Annotated in this window: 14 protein-coding genes; 9 read left to right on the top strand and 5 right to left on the bottom strand. The window is 72.0% G+C overall.

The features are described from left to right. Positions 1 to 157: 157 nt before the first annotated feature. Genes ACFYXC_RS31795 through ACFYXC_RS31780 form a run of 4 tightly spaced genes read right to left on the bottom strand, consistent with a single transcriptional unit; the run spans position 158 to position 4,390 of the window. On the bottom strand, positions 158 to 1,189 hold the full coding sequence (locus tag ACFYXC_RS31795; RefSeq protein ID WP_388910303.1) for a LacI family DNA-binding transcriptional regulator: 1,032 nt from the start codon (positions 1,187 to 1,189) through the stop codon (positions 158 to 160). Continuing rightward, positions 1,186 to 2,091, bottom strand: a complete 906-nt coding sequence (locus ACFYXC_RS31790) for a carbohydrate ABC transporter permease (RefSeq protein ID WP_389555500.1) — start codon at positions 2,089 to 2,091, stop codon at positions 1,186 to 1,188. The genes ACFYXC_RS31795 and ACFYXC_RS31790 overlap by 4 nt, the downstream gene beginning before the upstream one ends. Further along, the gene (locus ACFYXC_RS31785; RefSeq protein ID WP_389555498.1) at positions 2,088 to 3,062 is read right to left on the bottom strand and encodes a carbohydrate ABC transporter permease; all 975 of its coding nucleotides are present in this window, start codon (positions 3,060 to 3,062) and stop codon (positions 2,088 to 2,090) included. The genes ACFYXC_RS31790 and ACFYXC_RS31785 overlap by 4 nt, the downstream gene beginning before the upstream one ends. After that, positions 3,059 to 4,390: an extracellular solute-binding protein gene (locus tag ACFYXC_RS31780; protein ID WP_389555496.1), complete on the bottom strand. Its 1,332-nt coding sequence runs from the start codon at positions 4,388 to 4,390 to the stop codon at positions 3,059 to 3,061. Before ACFYXC_RS31780 ends, ACFYXC_RS31785 begins: the two co-directional genes overlap by 4 nt. Before the next feature lie 184 nt (positions 4,391 to 4,574). Between ACFYXC_RS31780 and ACFYXC_RS31775 the strand changes: the two genes are divergently transcribed. Both ACFYXC_RS31775 and ACFYXC_RS31770 read left to right on the top strand, forming a co-directional pair. Further along, positions 4,575 to 6,596 carry a beta-galactosidase gene (locus tag ACFYXC_RS31775; protein ID WP_389555494.1) on the top strand — a complete coding sequence of 674 codons (2,022 nt, stop codon included), beginning with the start codon at positions 4,575 to 4,577 and terminating at the stop codon, positions 6,594 to 6,596. Between the two features lie 264 nt (positions 6,597 to 6,860). Continuing rightward, positions 6,861 to 8,429 (top strand): arabinogalactan endo-beta-1,4-galactanase, encoded by a 1,569-nt coding sequence (locus ACFYXC_RS31770; RefSeq protein ID WP_389555493.1) that lies wholly within the window; start codon positions 6,861 to 6,863, stop codon positions 8,427 to 8,429. 66 nt (positions 8,430 to 8,495) lie between these two features. Here the strand turns inward: ACFYXC_RS31770 and ACFYXC_RS31765 are convergent, their stop codons facing one another. After that, positions 8,496 to 10,010 carry an AMP-binding protein gene (locus ACFYXC_RS31765; protein ID WP_389555491.1) on the bottom strand — a complete coding sequence of 505 codons (1,515 nt, stop codon included), beginning with the start codon at positions 10,008 to 10,010 and terminating at the stop codon, positions 8,496 to 8,498. A 149-nt stretch (positions 10,011 to 10,159) separates the two neighbouring features. On the opposite strand from ACFYXC_RS31765, the gene ACFYXC_RS31760 reads away from it, so the two are divergent. The 7 genes from ACFYXC_RS31760 to ACFYXC_RS31730 all read left to right on the top strand — a co-directional run bounded on the left by ACFYXC_RS31760 (position 10,160) and on the right by ACFYXC_RS31730 (position 16,807). After that, positions 10,160 to 10,555 (top strand): nuclear transport factor 2 family protein, encoded by a 396-nt coding sequence (locus ACFYXC_RS31760; protein WP_388910799.1) that lies wholly within the window; start codon positions 10,160 to 10,162, stop codon positions 10,553 to 10,555. A 56-nt stretch (positions 10,556 to 10,611) separates the two neighbouring features. Further along, a complete protein-coding gene (crcB, locus tag ACFYXC_RS31755) occupies positions 10,612 to 11,127 on the top strand; it encodes a fluoride efflux transporter CrcB (RefSeq protein WP_389555490.1) in 516 nt (171 codons plus the stop codon). Beyond that, positions 11,124 to 11,498 carry a fluoride efflux transporter CrcB gene (gene crcB, locus ACFYXC_RS31750; RefSeq protein ID WP_389555488.1) on the top strand — a complete coding sequence of 125 codons (375 nt, stop codon included), beginning with the start codon at positions 11,124 to 11,126 and terminating at the stop codon, positions 11,496 to 11,498. The genes crcB (ACFYXC_RS31755) and crcB (ACFYXC_RS31750) overlap by 4 nt, the downstream gene beginning before the upstream one ends. A gap of 122 nt (positions 11,499 to 11,620) precedes the next feature. Continuing rightward, the gene (locus ACFYXC_RS31745) at positions 11,621 to 12,364 is read left to right on the top strand and encodes a FadR/GntR family transcriptional regulator (RefSeq protein ID WP_388910325.1); all 744 of its coding nucleotides are present in this window, start codon (positions 11,621 to 11,623) and stop codon (positions 12,362 to 12,364) included. A gap of 124 nt (positions 12,365 to 12,488) precedes the next feature. After that, positions 12,489 to 13,544, top strand: a complete 1,056-nt coding sequence (locus ACFYXC_RS31740) for an asparaginase (protein WP_389555486.1) — start codon at positions 12,489 to 12,491, stop codon at positions 13,542 to 13,544. 402 nt (positions 13,545 to 13,946) lie between these two features. Further along, positions 13,947 to 15,353 carry a polyprenol phosphomannose-dependent alpha 1,6 mannosyltransferase MptB gene (gene mptB / locus ACFYXC_RS31735; RefSeq protein ID WP_389555485.1) on the top strand — a complete coding sequence of 469 codons (1,407 nt, stop codon included), beginning with the start codon at positions 13,947 to 13,949 and terminating at the stop codon, positions 15,351 to 15,353. Beyond that, the gene (locus ACFYXC_RS31730) at positions 15,350 to 16,807 is read left to right on the top strand and encodes a glycosyltransferase 87 family protein (protein ID WP_389555483.1); all 1,458 of its coding nucleotides are present in this window, start codon (positions 15,350 to 15,352) and stop codon (positions 16,805 to 16,807) included. Before mptB ends, ACFYXC_RS31730 begins: the two co-directional genes overlap by 4 nt. Positions 16,808 to 16,815 lie beyond the last annotated feature (8 nt).

Below are 16,815 nucleotides of genomic sequence, written 5' to 3'. Positions count from 1 at the left end.
AGTCAGTCAGTGTACAGGCCATCTGCGCAGGCCACCCATGGGCACGGGCACGCGGGCGGAAGCCGCGGACCGGGCGGGCGGAAGCCACGGACCGCGCGGGCGGGAGGCGGCGGAGCCAGGGGCCGGGCCGCCGGAGCCGCACCCCGTCGCCCGGCCCTCAGGTCGACTGGCGCTTGACCAGTTCCGTCGGCAGGATGACCGCTGCCGGATCCTCCCCGCCGATCTGGGCGAGCAGCACCCTGACCATCTCGGAGCTGATGCGGTCGTAGGGCTGGCGGATCGTCGTGAGCTCGGGGCTCGACGCGACCGCCGCGGAGGAGTCGTCGAAGCCGCCGACCGCGACGTCCCCGGGCACCGTGCGGCCCGCCCGGTGCAGCGCGCTCAGCACGCCCTGCGCCATCAGGTCGGAGGCCACGAAGACCGCGTCCATGTCCGGCGCGCGCTCCAGGAGCAGTTCGGCGCCCGCCTCGCCGCTGGCCCGGCTGTAGTCGCCGGACACGACGAGCCGTTCGTCCAGGTCGATGCCCGCCGCGGTCAGCACCTCCCGGTAGCCGGCGAGCCGCTCGACACCGCCGGGGGTGTCCAGCGGGCCCGTCACCATGCCCACCCGGCGACGGCCGAGCGACACCAGATGGCGCACCATGTCGCGGGCGCCGTCCCGGTCGTCCGCGGCCACGTAACTGATCTTGGAGCCGACCCCGATGGGCTTGCCGCACATGACGAGCGGCACACCGGCGTCGCGCAGCTGCTCGGCCACCGGGTCGCCGGAGTGGCTGGAGACCAGCAGCACTCCGTCGACATGGCCCGCCGTGATGTACCGCGTGATGCGGCGCCGCTCGTCGTCGGTGCCGGCCAGCATCAGCAGCAGCGGGATGTCGTGCGCCGCCAGCGCCTGGGTGCAACCACGCAGCAGGACGTTGAAGTTGGGGTCCTCGAAGAACTTCTCCTGCGGTTCCGTGAGCAGGAAGCCGATCGAGTCGGAGCGCCCGGTGATCAGCGAGCGGGCGTGCCGGTTCACGACGTAACCCGTCCTGCGGATGGCGGCGTTGACCGCCTCCTGGGCGGCGGGGCTCACATAGTGCCCGCCGTTCAGGACGCGCGACACCGTCCCCCGGGAGACCCCCGCCTCGCGCGCGACATCGTGGATCGTCGGCGGTCGGCGCCGGCCCCCCGTTTGGCTCATGGTCACGACTTTACGGCTCCCGACAGGAGATCCAGACTCCAGAACCGCTGGATGACCAGGAACAGCGCGACGAGCGGGACCACCGCGAGCAGCGCGCCGGTGATCACCAGGGTGTAGAGGGCCGGGGTGTTGGCGCCCTGTTCGAGGAGCGTGAACAGACCGAGCGTGATCGGGAACTTCTCGTCGTCGCTGAGCATGATGTACGGCAGCAGGAAGTTGTTCCACACCGCCACGAACTGGAACAGGAAGACCGTCACCAGGCCGGGCACCATCATCGGCAGCGCGATCCGCGTGAAGATCCGCAGCTCGCTCGCCCCGTCCATCCGTCCCGCCTCGACGACATCGGCGGGCACGGCCGCGGCCGAGTAGATCCGCGCGAGATACACGCCGTACGGGGACAGGATCAGCGGCAGCAGCACGGACGCGTACGAATCCGTGAGGTCGGCCTTCGCCATCAGGAGGTACTGCGGGATGGCGAGGATCACCGGCGGCATCAGCACGCCCGCCATCAGGATGTTGAAGACGGTCTCGCGCCCGCGGAAGCGGTAGATCGCGAGCGCGTAGCCGCTGAGCGCGGAGACGGCCGTCGACAGGAGGGCGCCGAGCCCCGCGTAGAGGGCGGAGTTGCCCATCCACTTCCAGTAGACGCCGTCACGGTAGGCGTCGAGGTCCGAGACGTTCTCGGTGAAGCCCGTTCCCGGCAGGAACGTGAACGTCGCGAACAGCTCGCTGCCCGACTTGGTCGCCGCGATCACCACCCACGCCACCGGCAGCAGGCAGTAGAGCGCGCCGATCAGCAGGGTCACCGTCGGGACGAAGGAGGTCCGGCGGCGCGGGGGCGGCCCCTGGGCGGTGCCGGGTGTGGTGCCGGCGGCCGGGGCCGCCTTGCGGACGGCGAGAGCGGTCATCGTGCTGCCTCCTGCTTGTCGCCGGTGTTCGCGGCCCGCAGGAAGCCGAAGGACATGACCAGCGTGACGAGGGCGATGATCACCGCGGTCGCCGCGGCGGAGTGGAGGTCACCGTTGATGAAGGCGTCCTCGTACACCTTCATCAGCGGACTCCAGGTGGTGGAGACGGAGTTGGTGAGGGGCTTGAGCGTGGTCGGCTCGCTGAACACCTGGAGCGTCGCGATGATGGAGAAGAAGAAGGTCAGTACCAGCGAGGGCACCACCATCGGGATCTTGATCCGCAGGGCGATCTGCAGCGGGGTGGCCCCGTCCAGCTTCGCCGCCTCGTACACCTCGGCCGGGATGGACTGCAGCGAGGTGTAGATGACGATCATGTTGAAGCCGGTGCCGCCCCACACCGCGATGTTGGACAGCGCGACATACAGCGGCCCGCCGTCCAGCAGATCCGGTTGCGGCAGGCCCAGCCCGTCGAGGACGAAGTAGAAGGGGCTGACGTCCGGCAGGTAGAGAAAGCCCCAGAGCATGGCCGCGACGACACCGGGAACGGCGTACGGGAGGAAGATCGCGAGCCGGGTGAACGGTGCGAGGCGGACCCGGTCGGTGTCGAGCATCAGCGCGAAGAGCAGCGCGAGCCCGAGCATGACCGGGACCACGATGGCGCCGTACCCGAGCACGCGCAGCGCTCCGTCGAGCAGCTCGGAGTCGGAGAGGGCCTCGGTGTAGTTCTCCAGCCCCGCCCAGACCTCGCTCCGCGCGCCCGAACCGAGACCCAGCCCCTTGACCTGGACCTTGTGCAGGCTGAGCCACACCGCGTAGCCGATGGGGAGCGCGAAGAAGAGAGCGAACAGGATCGTGGCGGGGAGCAGGAAGACATAGGGCGCGCTTCGCGTCCGTCCGGCGGTGGGGGACGGGTGGGCGTACGGGGTCCGCTCGGCCCCGTACGCCGTCCCGTCCCGGCGTGCGCTGGTCACTCCGCGACCTCGAAGCCCTGCTTCTGGAGGTCGGCGACGGTGTCGTCCTGCATCTTCGCCAGGGCCGCGCCGAAGTCCGCCTTGTTCTTGGCGGCCGAGCCGAAGGCGTCCCGGAACGTGGTGTACGCGACGTTCACGTTCGGGCCCCACGCCGAGGGTGCGGTGTTCTTGGCGATGGAGGCGGCCTGCGAGTAGAAGTCCGGCTGGTTCGAGAAGTACGCCGGCGGCTCGGCGAAGGCGTCACTGGTCTGCGCCGTCGTGGCGGCCGGGTAGATGCCGCCCTCCTTCGCGAGCGCCGTCAGGGCGGCGGGGTCGGTGTTCAGCCAGGCGGCGAACTTCGCGGCGGCCGACCTGTGCCGGGAGTCGGTGGTGACGGCCGTGGACGAACCGCCCCAGCTGCCCGTGACGTTCTCTCCGGCGGACCACTGCGGCAGCGGGGCCATCGCCCACTTGCCCTTGGTGTCGGGCGCGGCGGTGGTGAGCGTGCCGGGTGCCCAGACCGCGCTGACCCAGGCGATCTGCTTGCCGGTGTTCAGCGCCTTGTTCCAGGAGGGCGTGTACATCGGCTGGTTGTCGATCGCGCCCTCCTTCACGAGGCCGCCCCAGAAGTCGGCGACCTTCCGCGTCGCCGCGTCGTCGATGCCGACCTTCCAGGTGTCGCCCTCGGTGGTCCACCACTTGGCACCGGCCTGCTGCGCGAGACCGGCGAAGAGCCCGGAGTCGTTGGCGGAGAAGGTGGTCAGGTCCGTCTCCGGTGCCTTCTTCTTCAGCGTCCGGGCGGTCTCGGCGAACTGCTCCCACGTCTCGGGGACGTCGAGGCCGTACTTCTCGAACAGGTCCTCGCGGTAGTAGAACATCATCGGCCCGGAGTCCTGCGGGATCGCGTACACCGCGTCCGAGCCCAGGGTGGTCTGCTGCCAGACGCCCTCGGCGAACTTGTCCTTCGCCCCGTCCACGTCACCGGCTATGTCGGCGAGCGCGTCATTGCTGACCAGCGTCGGCAGGGCCTGGTACTCGGCCTGGACCAGGTCCGGGGCCTTCTTCGCCTTGTGCGCCGTCAGGATCTTGGTGACCAGCGTGTCACCGGACGCCTGCTTCTTGACCGTGACCTTGATCCGGTCCTTCATGCCCTGGCCCTCGTTCCACAGGTCGACGACCTTGTCCATGCCCGGTGCCCAGGCCCAGTAGGTCAGCGAGACCGGCCCCGAGGCGGCCCCGCCGTCCCCGTCGGAGCCGTCGTCCGACGATCCGCAGGCGGCGAGTGCGGTGGCGCCGAGCGTGACGGCGATCGAGATGGTCACGAGGCGACGCAGCTTCGTGTGTGGCATGGATGTATCTCCCTGACCGTGGTCCCCGCCTGCTGCGGGGGCCTGCCATGCTTCTGTGAGCGTTCACAGTAGAGAAACATCTCGGACACTTGTCAATGGTTGTTGCTGTGCGGTTATGTTGGCTTCGCGCCGCTGTTCCAGTGTGTGCACGTTCCCAAATGATCGAATTACCGGGAGACAATCCATGCCGGAGACCACCCCCAAGGGCCTCACCGGGCTCGCCTTCGGTGGGGACTACAACCCCGAGCAGTGGCCGGAGGCCGCCTGGCACGAGGACGTCCGGCTGATGCGCGAGGCCGGCGTCACGATGGTCAGCGTCGGTATCTTCTCCTGGGCCCTGCTCGAACCCTCGCCGGGTGCCTACGACTTCGGCTGGCTCGACCGCGTGTTGGACCTGCTGCACGAGAACGGGATCCGCGCCGATCTGGGCACGCCGACCGTCGCGCCGCCCGCCTGGTTCTACCGCGAACACCCCGAAGCCCTGCCGGTGGCCGCCGACGGCACCCGTTACGAGTTCGGCTCGCGCGGCGCCATCTGCCACAGCGACCCGCACTACCGGTCGGCCGCCGCCAACATCACCACCCAGCTCGCCACCCGGTACGCGGAGCACCCCGCACTCGCCCTGTGGCACGTCCACAACGAGTACGGCGTCCCCGTCTCGGCCTGCTACTGCGACGGCTGCGCCGCCCACTTCCGCCGCTGGCTCGCCGGAGCGTACGGCACGGTCGACGCCGTCAACGAGGCGTGGGGCACGGCGTTCTGGGGCCAGCGGTACGCGGACCTCGACCAGATCAACCCGCCCCGGCTGACCCCGACGGTCGGCAACCCGGCCCAGGCGCTCGACTACAAGCGGTTCGCCGACGCCACCATGCGCGAGAACTTCGTGGCCGAGCGGGACATCCTGCACCGCCTGGCACCGGGCATCCCGGTCACCACCAACTTCATGACCGCCCTCAGCCAGTGCGACTCCGTCGACTACTGGGCGTGGGGCCGCGAGGTCGACCTCGTCAGCAACGACCACTACCTGATCACCGACGGCCGCCGTACGCACGTGAACCTCGCGATGGCCGCCGACCTCACCCGTTCCGTGGCGGGCGGCGCCCCCTGGCTGCTGCTCGAACACTCCACGTCGGGCGTCAACTGGCAGGCCCGCAACCCCGCGAAGGCGCCCGGCCAGATGACCCGCAACTCCCTCGCCCACGTGGCCCGGGGCTCCGAGGGCGCCATGTTCTTCCAGTGGCGGCAGTCCCGGCGCGGCGCGGAGAAGTTCCACTCGGCGATGCTGCCGCACGCCGGAACCGACTCGCGCGTCTGGCGCGAGGTGGTCGAACTCGGCGCCGCCGTCGACTCGTTGAGCACGATCCGCGGCACCCGCACGGTGGCCGACGCCGCCGTCCTGTGGGACTGGCACTCGTGGTGGGCGCAGAACCTGCAGTGGCGTCCGAGCGAGGACCACGATCCGCGTGAGCGCGCCGACGCCTTCTACGAGGCGCTCTACGACCGCCACCTCACCGTCGACTTCGCCCACCCGGAAGCCGACCTGTCGGCCTATCCCCTTGTCGTCGTCCCGGCCCTCTACCTGATGACCGAGGCCGCCGGACGGAACCTGGAACGGTACGTCGAGGCCGGCGGCACGCTCGTCGTCTCCTACTTCTCCGGCATCGTCGACGAGCACGACGCCGTGCACGACGGTCCGTACCCCGGCCCGCTGCGTGACGTCCTCGGCCTGACCGTCGAGGAGTTCTCGCCGCTGCTCGCCGGCGAGCGGGTGCGGATCACCGGCCCCGACGGATCCGAACTCGCCGGTGACGTCTGGAGCGAGGTCGTGGTGCCGCGCGGCGCCGACACCGTCTGGACGTACGCCGACGGGCTCGCCGCGGGCCGCCCCGCGGTCACCCGGCACCGGCTCGGCGCGGGGTCCGCGTGGTACGTGTCCACGCGGCTCGGGGCCGCCGGGCTCGACGCCCTGATCGGCTGGGCGGCCGACGACGCGCGGATCGCTCCGCGGGGGGATCTGCCGCGGGACGTCGAAGTGGTGCGGCGGGTGGGGGAGTCGGGGGCGTTCCTCTTCGCCGTCAACCACTGCGGTGTCGAGGTCAAGGTGCCGCTCGACGCGCACGGTACGGAGTTGCTCACCGGGGAGCGGGCCGCGGGGCGGCTCGCGGTGCCCGCGGGAGCCGTCCGGGTCGTCCGCCTCGACGACTGAGCCGGCTCGCCCACCCACAGTTTTCGCCCCCGCCGCCCCTTCCCGTCCCATCCCTGGGGGCTGCGCCCCCAGACCCCCGCGATCGCGCTCCGCGCTCGTCCTCAATCGCCGGACGGGCTGATTCTTCAGCCCGTCCGGCGATTGAGGACCGGGGGTTCGGGGGCTGGCCCCCGAGGTCGGGACGGGAAGGGGCGGCGGGGGCGAGGAAGACCCCGTCACGACCCGGGGCACACCCACACCACGTCGAAGGGACCACGGACGACGATGTTCCATCCCAGACGCACGCTCAAGGCCCTGCTCCTGCCGCTGGCAGCCGCCCTCGCCCTCACCCTGCTGCCCGCGCAGAGCGCGACCGCGGCCACCACCCTCACCAACCCCGGCTTCGAAGCCGACGGCACCGGCACGGCGACCCCGGCCGGCTGGTCGACCTACTCGGCGGCGGGCCAGAGCGCGGCCTCGTTCACCGAGCCGGGCGGCCACGGTGGAAGCCACCGGCTCACGCACTACTCGGCCTCCGCGTACAAGGTGGAGACGTACCAGTACCTCTCCGGTCTCACCAACGGCACCTACAAGCTCACCGCCTGGGTCCGCTCGGGCGGCGGCCAGAACTCCGCGTACCTCGCGCTGAAGAACTGCGGGAGCCCGGAGCAGCGCACCGACATCCCGGTCTCGTCCAGCGGCTGGCTCCGGATCGTCGCCTCCGTCGCCGTGACGAACAACCAGTGCACGATCGGCGTCAGCTCCGACGCGAAGGCGGGCAACTGGATCAACGTGGACGACCTGACGTTCGCGCCCGGGACGACAGGTCTGCCCGTCAAGGGATCCGACGTGTCCTCACTGGCCAAGAGCGAGGCGAAGGGCGGCGTCTACCGGACCGGCTCGGGCACGACCGGTGACGCCCTCGCCATCCTCAGGTCCGCGGGACAGAACTACGCCCGCCTCAAGGTGTGGGTGAACCCCGCCGACGGCTACAACGACAAGGCGCGCGTCCTGGCGACCGCCAAGCGCGTCAAGGCGCAGGGCATGAAGCTCCTCGTCGACTTCCACTACTCGGACACCTGGGCCGACCCCGGCGCCCAGTCCAAGCCCGCCGCCTGGGCCGGGCACTCCTACAGCCGGCTGCGGAGCGACGTCTACGACCACACGTACGACGTCCTGAACGCCCTGAAGGCGCAGGGCACCACCGCCGACATGGTGCAGGTCGGCAACGAGATCAACGGCGGCATGCTCTGGAACGAGGGCCCCACCTCGAACTGGTCGCAGCTCGCCGGACTGCTCAACTCCGGCCACGACGCGGTCAAGGCGGTCCACCCGGGCACGACGGTGGCGCTGCACCTCGCCAAGGGCGGTGACCTGGCGGGCACCCGCTGGTGGTTCGACAACGCGGTCGCGAACGGCGTGCGGTTCGACGTCATCGGGCTGTCCTACTACGGCTACTGGCACGGCACGCTCGCCGACTTCCAGACCACCCTGGACGATGCGGCGTCCCGCTACGGCCGGCCGGTGTACCTCGCCGAGACGGCCTACCCCTTCCGGCTGGACAGCAAGGACTCGCACGAGAACATCATCGACCTCGCGAGTGAACTCGTCCCCGGCTACGCCGCCTCGACGGCGGGTCAGACCCGGTGGATGAAGGACGTGGCGAGCATCGTGGAGGCCGTTCCGAACGGCCGCGGTCTCGGCATCTTCTACTGGGAGTCCACCTGGACCGCGGTGACCGGCAACGGCTGGGATCCGGCGGACCCCTCGTCCGGCAACGGCTGGGAGAACCAGGCCCTGTTCGGCTACGACGACAGGCCGCTGCCGGCGATGGCGTGGTTCAGCCACCGCTGACGGCCTGAGGGCGCACGCGGGTGTGACGGAGGAGAGTCCGCCTCCGTCACACCCGCGCACCCTCCGTCACTCGCCGTGCCAGAACGGCTCGCGCAGCTTGAACTTCTGGAGCTTCCCGGTCGCCGTACGCGGCAGCGACTCGACGAAGTCGACCCGCTTGGGCGTCTTGAACCCGGCGAGCCGCGTACGGCAGTGCGCGATCAGCTCCTGGGCCGTGACACCGGATCCGTCCGTCACCACGAGCGCGGTCACCAGTTCGCCCCACTTGGCGTCCGGGATGCCGATCACCGCCACCTCGCGCACCGCCGGATGCGAGGTGAGCACGTCCTCCACCTCGATCGACGAGACGTTCTCGCCGCCGGAGATGATGACGTCCTTCTTGCGGTCGGAGATCACCAGGTAGCCCTCGTCGTCGAGGTATCCGCCGTCCCCGGTGTGGAACCAGCCGCCCGCCTGGGCCTTCGCCGTCTCCTCGGGCTGCTCCCAGTAGCCGTCGAGGTTGTGGTTCGACGCGGTCAGCACCTCCCCGTCCACGTCGACGTCGACACGTACGCCCAGAGCGGGCACCCCCGCCCGCCCGAGCCTGCGGGCGCGCTCGGCGGGGGCCAGGTCGTCCCACTCGGCGCGGCCGCGGTTGACGGTGACGAGCGGCGAGGTCTCGGTGAGCCCGTAGATCTGGATGAACTCCCAGCCCAGCGTCTCCATCACCCGTTCGATCGTGCGGGTCGGGGGCGGTGCGCCCGCGCAGACGATACGGACCCGGTCGCGGCCGGGGATCCCGCCCTCCCAGTCGGCGGCGGCGTCGAGCACGGCGTTCAGCACGGCGGGCGCCGCGCACATCAGGGTGACGCCGTGCCGTTCGACGCGGCGCAGGATCTCCGTCCCGTCGATCTGGCGGAGCACGATGTGCCGGCCGCCGACCCCCGTGACGCCGTACGGCATGCCCCAGCCGTTGGCGTGGAACATCGGGAGCGTGTGCAGATAGACGTCCCGGTCGCTGATCGTGGTGTGCAGCCCGAACACGGCCGAGTTCAGCCACAGGTTGCGGTGCGTGAGCTGAACCCCCTTGGGCCGGGCGGTCGTGCCGGACGTGTAGTTGACGCTGGCCGTCGCGCCCTCGTCCGGATCCGCCCACTCCCGCGGCTCGGTGCCGCGCAGGAACAGGTCCTCGTCGTCGCCGAGGACGAACTTGTGCTTGACGTCGAGCGAGTCGAGCACGTCCGCGCACGAGGGGTCCGCGTAGACGACCGAGGCGCCGGAGTGCCGCACGATGTAGTCGATCTCGGACCGGGTGAGCCGGAAGTTCACCGGTACCAGGACGCGTCCCCAGCCGGAGACGCCGAAGAACGAGGTCAGCAGGCGTGCCGAGTTCTGCGAGACGACCGCCACCCGGCCGCTCACCGGGACGTCCAGCTCGTCCAGCTTGGCGGCCTGTGCGCGGGCGAGTGCCGCCAGCTCCCGGTAGGTGAGCTCGCCGAGGCTCGGCCCCGGCTGTTCCGGTTCGTCGACGACGGCGACGCGGTCCGGATAGACGTGGGCCGCACGGTCGAGGAAGTCACGGACGGTCAGCGGGTAGTACACGACAGCACCTCCGGGTCGGTGGTTCCTTCCTACCTCGTCCGGCCGCATCCGTACCCCGTGAACCGGTGCCGCGAAGCCCGTTGCGCGGTGACGCACCCCAAGAGTACTGTCCGAGACACCTATTCAACATATTGAGTATGAGGTGGATGATGCACCCCTTCCGCAAGGCGGTCGAGGACGGCGACCACGCGGCCGTCGTCGACCTGCTCGCCGAGGACGTCGTGTTCACCAGCCCGGTGGTCTTCAAGCCGTACACCGGCAAGCCGATCACCTCCGCGATCCTGGGCGCCGTCATGCAGGTGCTCGAGGACTTCCGCTACGTCCGGGAGATCGCGGACCCCGACGGCCGCGACCTCGCCCTCGTCTTCGAGGCCCGCGTGGGGGACCGTGCCCTCCAGGGCTGCGACCTGCTGCACTTCGACGAGAGCGGCCGGATCGACGACCTGACGGTGATGGTCCGCCCGCTGTCGGCGGCGCAGGCGCTCCAGGCGGCGATGGCGGCCCGCTTCGACGCCGTCGAGCAGGAGGCGTCGGGCACGTCCTGACCGCCGGGGGGCTAGCCTGATCTCCCGCCGCGACGCCGCGACCAGGAGACACGCACATGACCAGCCCTCGCTCCGAGCCGGCGGACGGCCCCGCCGGGCCTCCCGCGTCCGGTCCTCGGACCCCGGTGTGGCGGGGGCAGGGGCCGGCCGTGGCGGTGGTCGCGGCCGGCGGCGCGGCCGGTGCGTCCGCGCGCTACGGGGCCGCGCTGCTCTGGCCCACGCAGACGGGCGGCTTCCCCTGGACCACCTTCTGGGTCAACGTCGCCGGCTGCTTCGTGATCGGCGTCTTCATGGTCGTGGTCACCGACGTGTGGGCGGCGCACCCACTCGTCCGCCCCTTCTTCGGCACCGGGGTGCTCGGCGGCTTCACCACCTTCTCGACGTACGCCGTCGACCTGCGGGAGCTCATCGCCGACGGCCGCCCCCGTACCGCCCTCGCCTACCTCGCGGCCACCCTCCTGGCGGCACTCGCGGCGGTGTGGCTGGCCGTGACGCTCACGCGCGTCCTCGCGGGCCGGCGCCGCAGGACGCACGCCGCGGCCGACGGGCACGAGGGGGAGGGCCCGTCGTGAACTGGGTACTGGTGATCGTCGGCGCCATGGTCGGCGCGCCCCTGCGTTACCTGACCGACCGTGCCGTGCAGTCCCGGTACGGCACGGCCTTCCCCTGGGGCACCTTGGCCGTCAACATCACCGGCTGCCTGGTCCTGGGCGCGCTGACCGGCGCGGCCACGGCGGGAGCGGCCTCCTCGCACCTCCAACTGCTGCTGGGCACGGGCCTGTGCGGGGCGCTCACCACGTACTCGACGTTCTCGTACGAGACCCTGCGCCTCGCCGAGGACGGCGCCCGCATCCGAGCCGTCGTGAACGCGACCGCGAGCGTGGCCGTGGGGCTGGGGGCGGCCTTCGCGGGGGTGGCGGTGGCCGAGGCGGTCTGGGGGTAGGCACGGAGGTCACACCGGTGGGCTGACGGCGGTCGCGCCGGTGCGCCCGACGGCGGTCGAGCCGGTGGGACGGCGGCGGCCGGCCTTGACAGCGCCCGGTCGTGCCCCGCAGGATCACTTCTGTGAACCTGTCAGACAGCCAGACAGCTGGCTCGGTGCCGCGGCGCGTCAGCGCCATGGAAGCCGTGCTCGGGCATCTGCGTGGTGCCATCGAGCGCGGCGAGTACGCCGTGGGGGACAAGCTGCCCTCCGAGGCGGAGCTGTGCCGGCGTCTCGAAGTCAGCCGGCCCGTGCTGCGGGAGGCCCTGCGCGCCCTGCAGACCATGGGGCTGACCGTGTCCCGGACCGGCAAGGGCACGTTCGTCGTGTCGACCGGACCCGTCGAGGACCCCACCTTCGGCGACTACACGGCCAGTGACCTGATGGAGGTCCGGCGGCACGTCGAGATCCCGGTGGCCGGCTACGCCGCCGAGCGCCGTACCCCCGAGGACCTCGACCGCCTGGTCGGCCTCCTGGAACGGATGGAACGCGAACGGGACACCGCCGCGTGGGCGGCCATGGACACGCTGTTCCACCTCGCCGTGGCGCAGGCCGCGCAGAACCCGGTCTTCCGCCGGGTGATCGAGGAGATCCGGGACGCGCTGGCCCGGCAGTCGGCGTTCCTCAACGGACTCGGCGGCCGTCGCGAGCAGTCCGACGGCGAACACCGCGCCATCGTCGAGGCCCTCGTCGACGGCAGCGCGGCCGACGCGACCGAGGCCATGGCGCACCACCTCGACCGCGTCGGGACGACCCTTTCCGCGATCGTGCGCTCCGAGCGCATCCGTTCCGCGGGCACCTCCACAGAAGGCGAAACACAGGCGTGAGCGAGCAGTACCTCGAAGGACGGACCGTGCGGGCAGAACGAAGAGGACGGGCGGGAGAGAGCGGGCGGGACGGCAGGGGCGTCGGCGCCGGCCTCTCGTACGTGCGCCGGGGCGGGGTGGACGCATGAGTCCCCTCAGCGTCGACGCCCTCGCCGGGTGCGGGAACTCGCTCGCCGCGGCGCCCTCCGTCCGCGAACCGCTGCACGCACCGGTGGCCCACCTCGTCCGCGGGGGTGTCGTCGAGGGCGTCCACCACGGCTCCGTGGTCGTGCTGGCCGCCGACGGGAGCGTGGAACTGCAACTGGGTGACATCGAGGCGGCCTTCTACCCGCGTTCGGCGCTCAAGCCGGTGCAGGCGGTGGCCATGCTGCGGGCCGGGCTGCCGCTCGACGGCGACCTGCTGTCCCTGGCCGCGGCCAGTCACTCCGGCGAGGAACGCCACCTCGCCGGTACGCGGCGGATCCTGGAGCTCGCCGGACTCACCGAGGACGATCTGCGCAACGTCCCGGACCTGCCCTTCCACCCCGTCGTCCGGGAGAACTGGATCCGTGCCGGGCGGCTGCCGTCGCGGCTCGCCCAGAACTGCTCGGGCAAGCATGCCGCGATGCTCTACACCGCGCGGCTGAACGGGTGGTCGCTCGACGACTACCTGAACCCCGAGCATCCCCTCCAGCAGGCGATCGCGGAGATCGTCGAGGACCTGACCGGGCAGGGCATCGCGCGGGTCACGGTCGACGGGTGCGGGGCTCCGCTGTTCGCCGTCTCGCTGCACGGGCTGGCGCGTGCCGTCGCGCGGATCACGACCGCACCGGCCGGTACGCCCGAGGCGCGGGTCGCCGACGCGATGCGCGAGCACGCCGAGATGGCGTCCGGCTCCGGGCGGGACGTCGCCGCGCTGATGCGGGCCGTGCCGGGGCTGCTGGCGAAGGACGGTTTCGAGGGTGTGCAGGTCGCTGCGCTGCCGGACGGGCGGGCGGTCGCGGTGAAGATAGCGGACGGGGCGGACCGGGCGCGAGTGCCGGTCGCCGCGGCGGCGCTGGCGCGTGCGGGGGTTGATGCCGGGGTGCTGGGGGAGTTCGGCGGGGGGCCGGTGCTGGGGGGTGGCGCGGTGGTCGGCCACATCCGTCCGACGCGCCCCCTGGACCCCCTCCCACCCGCGCCCTCGGGTGGGAGGGGATGAGGGTGTGCGGGTGCGTGGGCGTGTGGGTGCGTGGTGATGTGCGGGTCGGTGGTGGCTGATCGCGCAGTTCCCCGCGCCCCTGGGCAAGCCGTCCCCCGACCCGACCGACACGGCACCCCCACCCAGGGGCGCGAGGAACGGCGCGCTAAGCCCCGACTGGCCCGCAGCATCGACATTGCTGAGCTCCCACTCACCCCAAGGGGCGCGGGGAACTGCGCGCTCAGCCCCCACCGGAGCCGCAGGTATCGACGTTGCTGAGCCCTGACTCACCCCTAGGGGCGCGGGGAACTGCGCGCTAAGCCTCGGCGGGAGCGGTTCTCGACGCTCGTGGGTCTGTCGGTGTTTCGGAAGCAGAGGCGGGCGCGTCGCTTTCCGGCCACCCCGCGTTGACACCCTGACCGAGTGTTGGCCAAGGGTTTCTCCGTCGATCTGCGTCGATGTCAGCTGCTCGGGCTCACGGGCTCGGTCGTCCTCGCGGCGGGAGGTGAAACGGCCGGCGCCCTGCCCGTACGGGAGCTGCCGTCGCTCGCGTCCGGACGGGCGGCGCTCGGCCTGGTCGGCGTGTACTTCGGGGTCGTGCTGCTCATCGCCGCCTGGGCCCTGCTGGGGCGGGTGGTCCGAGGACCCGAACCGCCGAGCCCCCGGGCCCTGCTGGTCGTGCTCGCCGTGTGGGCGCTCCCCCTGCTGCTCGCTCCGCCCCTGTTCAGCCGGGACGTCTACAGCTACCTGGCCCAGGGCGCGATGGTCGACGCGCACATGGACGTCTACACACACGGACCCGCGATGCTCGGCGGACCGCTCGCGGACGAGGTGGCGCCGGTGTGGCGGCGTACCGCGACCCCGTACGGGCCCGTCTTCCTGGCCGTCGCCTCCGCGCTGTCCGGGCTGACGCGCGGCGAGGTGCCGGCCGGGCTGGTCGGGATGCGGGTCGTCGCCCTGCTCGGTGTGGCGCTGATGGCCGCCGCCCTGCCGAGGCTCGCCCGGCACAGCGGTGCCGACCCCGCCGCCGCGCTGTGGCTGGGCGCGCTCAACCCGCTCGTGCTGCTGCACCTGGTGGCCGGCGCGCACAACGACGCCATCATGCTCGGCCTGCTCGGCGCCGGACTGGTGGCGGCGCTCGGCCGGTGGCCCGTCCTGGGCGCCGTCCTCGTCACCCTGGCGGCACTGGTCAAGGCCCCGGCCGTACTCGGCCTCGCGGCCGTGGTGGTGCTCCAGGTACGGGCCGGACGGGGCCCGGTGCGGGCCACCGTCACGACCACGGCCGCCGCGCTCGCCACCACGGTCGCCGCGACCGCCGCGGCCGGCACGGGCTACGGCTGGATCGGCGCACTGAAGACACCCGTGTCCCCGCACAACTGGTCGCCCACCAGTCTGCTCGGCCGGGCCACCGGCACCGTCCTGCGGGGCCTGGGCAGCGACCTCGCCCCGTTCGCGCTGCCCGCCTGGCACGCCCTCGGCCTCGTGCTCACCGTCGTCGTCATCGCCTTCATCTGGCTGCGCCGCCCCCGCGTCAGCCCCGTCTACGCGCTGGGCCTCAGCCTGGCGACGGTCGCCGTACTCGGCCCGGCCATCCGGCCCTGGTACGCGCTGTGGGGCCTGTTCCTCATCGCCGCCGCCGCGCCCAGCGCCTCCGTACGCCACCGGGTGGCCGCCGTGACCGGGGCCCTCGCCCTCGCCGTCCTGCCCAGCGGCGGACCGGCCGACGGCGAGCAGCTGGCCCTGGCGGTGTCGGGCGGAACGCTCGCGCTGGTCGTCCTGTGGCAGGCGCGGCAGACGTCGAACGCGCCCGTCCTGGGGCGGGCGGCATGAAACTTCCCCGCACCGGACGCGGGCGCCTGGCGGCCGTCCTCGTCCTGGCCACCGCCGTGACCCTCTTCACCGCGACCGTCCCCCTGCTGCGGGACTGGTTCGACCTGCGTGTCTACCACGGAGCCGTCGACTCCTGGATCCACCACGGCGGCCGCCTCTACGACTACCGGGTGCCGGGGACGGCGTACGGCTTCACGTACCCGCCGTTCGCGGCGGTCTGCATGCTGCCGATGGCCCTGCTCGGGCTGCCCGCCGCGATCGCCGTCGGTCTGCTGCTCAACCTCGCCGCGACGGCCTTCGTCCTGTACGTCCTGGCCGGCCACCGGCTGCGCCGGTACGGCGTCTTCGGCATCGCCGTCAGTGCCTGTCTGCTCGCCCTCCTCGAACCGGTCCGCGACACCTTCAGCTTCGGGCAGGTCAACCTCCTGCTGCTGGCCCTCGTCCTCGGTGACGCCCGGTTGACGGCCGGACGCAGCCGCTGGGCCGGTGTCGGGATCGGCCTCGCCGCGGCGGTCAAACTCACACCCGCGATCTTCATCGTCCTGCTGCTGCTCGCCAGGCGCCCGCGGGCCGCGGCCACGGCGACGGGGGTCGCGGTGGCCGCCACCGCGTTCGCGGCCGTCGCCGCGCCGGACGCCTCCCGCTTCTACTGGACGGAGGCGGTCTGGGACACCTCACGCATCGGCCGGCTCGCCTATGTCTCCAACCAGTCGCTGCAGGGCGTACTGGCCCGGCTGGCCGAGCCCGCCGAGCCGGACCGCGCCGTCTGGGCGCTGCTGGCGCTGGCCGTGCTCGGGGTGTGGGTGTGGCGCGCGCGCCGGGCTCTCGCCGCGGATGACGTCCTCGGGGCGTTCGCCCTCACCGGGCTCGTCGCCTGCCTCGTCAGCCCCATCACCTGGGTGCACCACCTCGTCTGGCTGCTGCCCTCGCTCGCGATCCTGGCGGAGGCGGGCCTGCGGCACAGACGGCTGCTGTGGCTCGCCGGCGGGATGTACGTCCTGTTGTGCAGCAGCGTCGTGTGGCTGTGGTTCGACGACGCGTCGGGCATCGGCGGCTTCGTCGGTGGCAACGCGTACGTGTGGATCACCCTGGGCCTGCTGTTCGGTCTGCCCGTCGGTCAGCCGCGGGAGGAGCGCCTGCCGTGGAGACGCAGGGCCAGTGCCACGGCTCCCGCGCCCAGTCCGGCGGCGCCCGCGATCGTCCCCGCCGTCACCAGCGGGCCGCCGAAGCCGTCGGACGCGTCGTCGGGTCCGGTCCCGGGCACCGCCGGGGCGGCCCGCGGAGCGAGCGACGCGCCGGGACCCGGTTTCGCCGGCGCCTCCGGGCCCGGGGCGGGCCGGGACACCGGACGCGGCAGGAGCGATCCGACCGGCTCGACCCGCCCGGTGGCCGCGAAACCCCAGTCGAGCAGCGAGCGGGCCTCCTCGTACACGGCGAACCGGCCGCCCTCCTGAGGGTCCAT

It is taken from the genome of Streptomyces sp. NPDC002701 (assembly GCF_042889045.1).
Taxonomy (GTDB): domain Bacteria; phylum Actinomycetota; class Actinomycetes; order Streptomycetales; family Streptomycetaceae; genus Streptomyces.
Note: the sequence above shows the minus strand (reverse complement) of the source record. Positions and strands in the feature narration are given on the sequence as shown.

What these genes read in the sequence shown, in the direction of transcription:
- ACFYXC_RS31790 (WP_389555500.1), bottom strand. Translation starts at nt 2,091, where the DNA reads ATGACCGCTCTCGCCGTCCGCAAGGCGGCCCCGGCCGCCGGCACCACA.
- ACFYXC_RS31730 (WP_389555483.1), top strand. Translation starts at nt 15,350, where the DNA reads ATGAAACTTCCCCGCACCGGACGCGGGCGCCTGGCGGCCGTCCTCGTC.
- ACFYXC_RS31760 (WP_388910799.1), top strand. Translation starts at nt 10,160, where the DNA reads ATGCACCCCTTCCGCAAGGCGGTCGAGGACGGCGACCACGCGGCCGTC.
- ACFYXC_RS31780 (WP_389555496.1), bottom strand. Translation starts at nt 4,390, where the DNA reads ATGCCACACACGAAGCTGCGTCGCCTCGTGACCATCTCGATCGCCGTC.
- ACFYXC_RS31775 (WP_389555494.1), top strand. Translation starts at nt 4,575, where the DNA reads ATGCCGGAGACCACCCCCAAGGGCCTCACCGGGCTCGCCTTCGGTGGG.
- crcB (WP_389555490.1), top strand. Translation starts at nt 10,612, where the DNA reads ATGACCAGCCCTCGCTCCGAGCCGGCGGACGGCCCCGCCGGGCCTCCC.
- ACFYXC_RS31770 (WP_389555493.1), top strand. Translation starts at nt 6,861, where the DNA reads ATGTTCCATCCCAGACGCACGCTCAAGGCCCTGCTCCTGCCGCTGGCA.
- ACFYXC_RS31740 (WP_389555486.1), top strand. Translation starts at nt 12,489, where the DNA reads ATGAGTCCCCTCAGCGTCGACGCCCTCGCCGGGTGCGGGAACTCGCTC.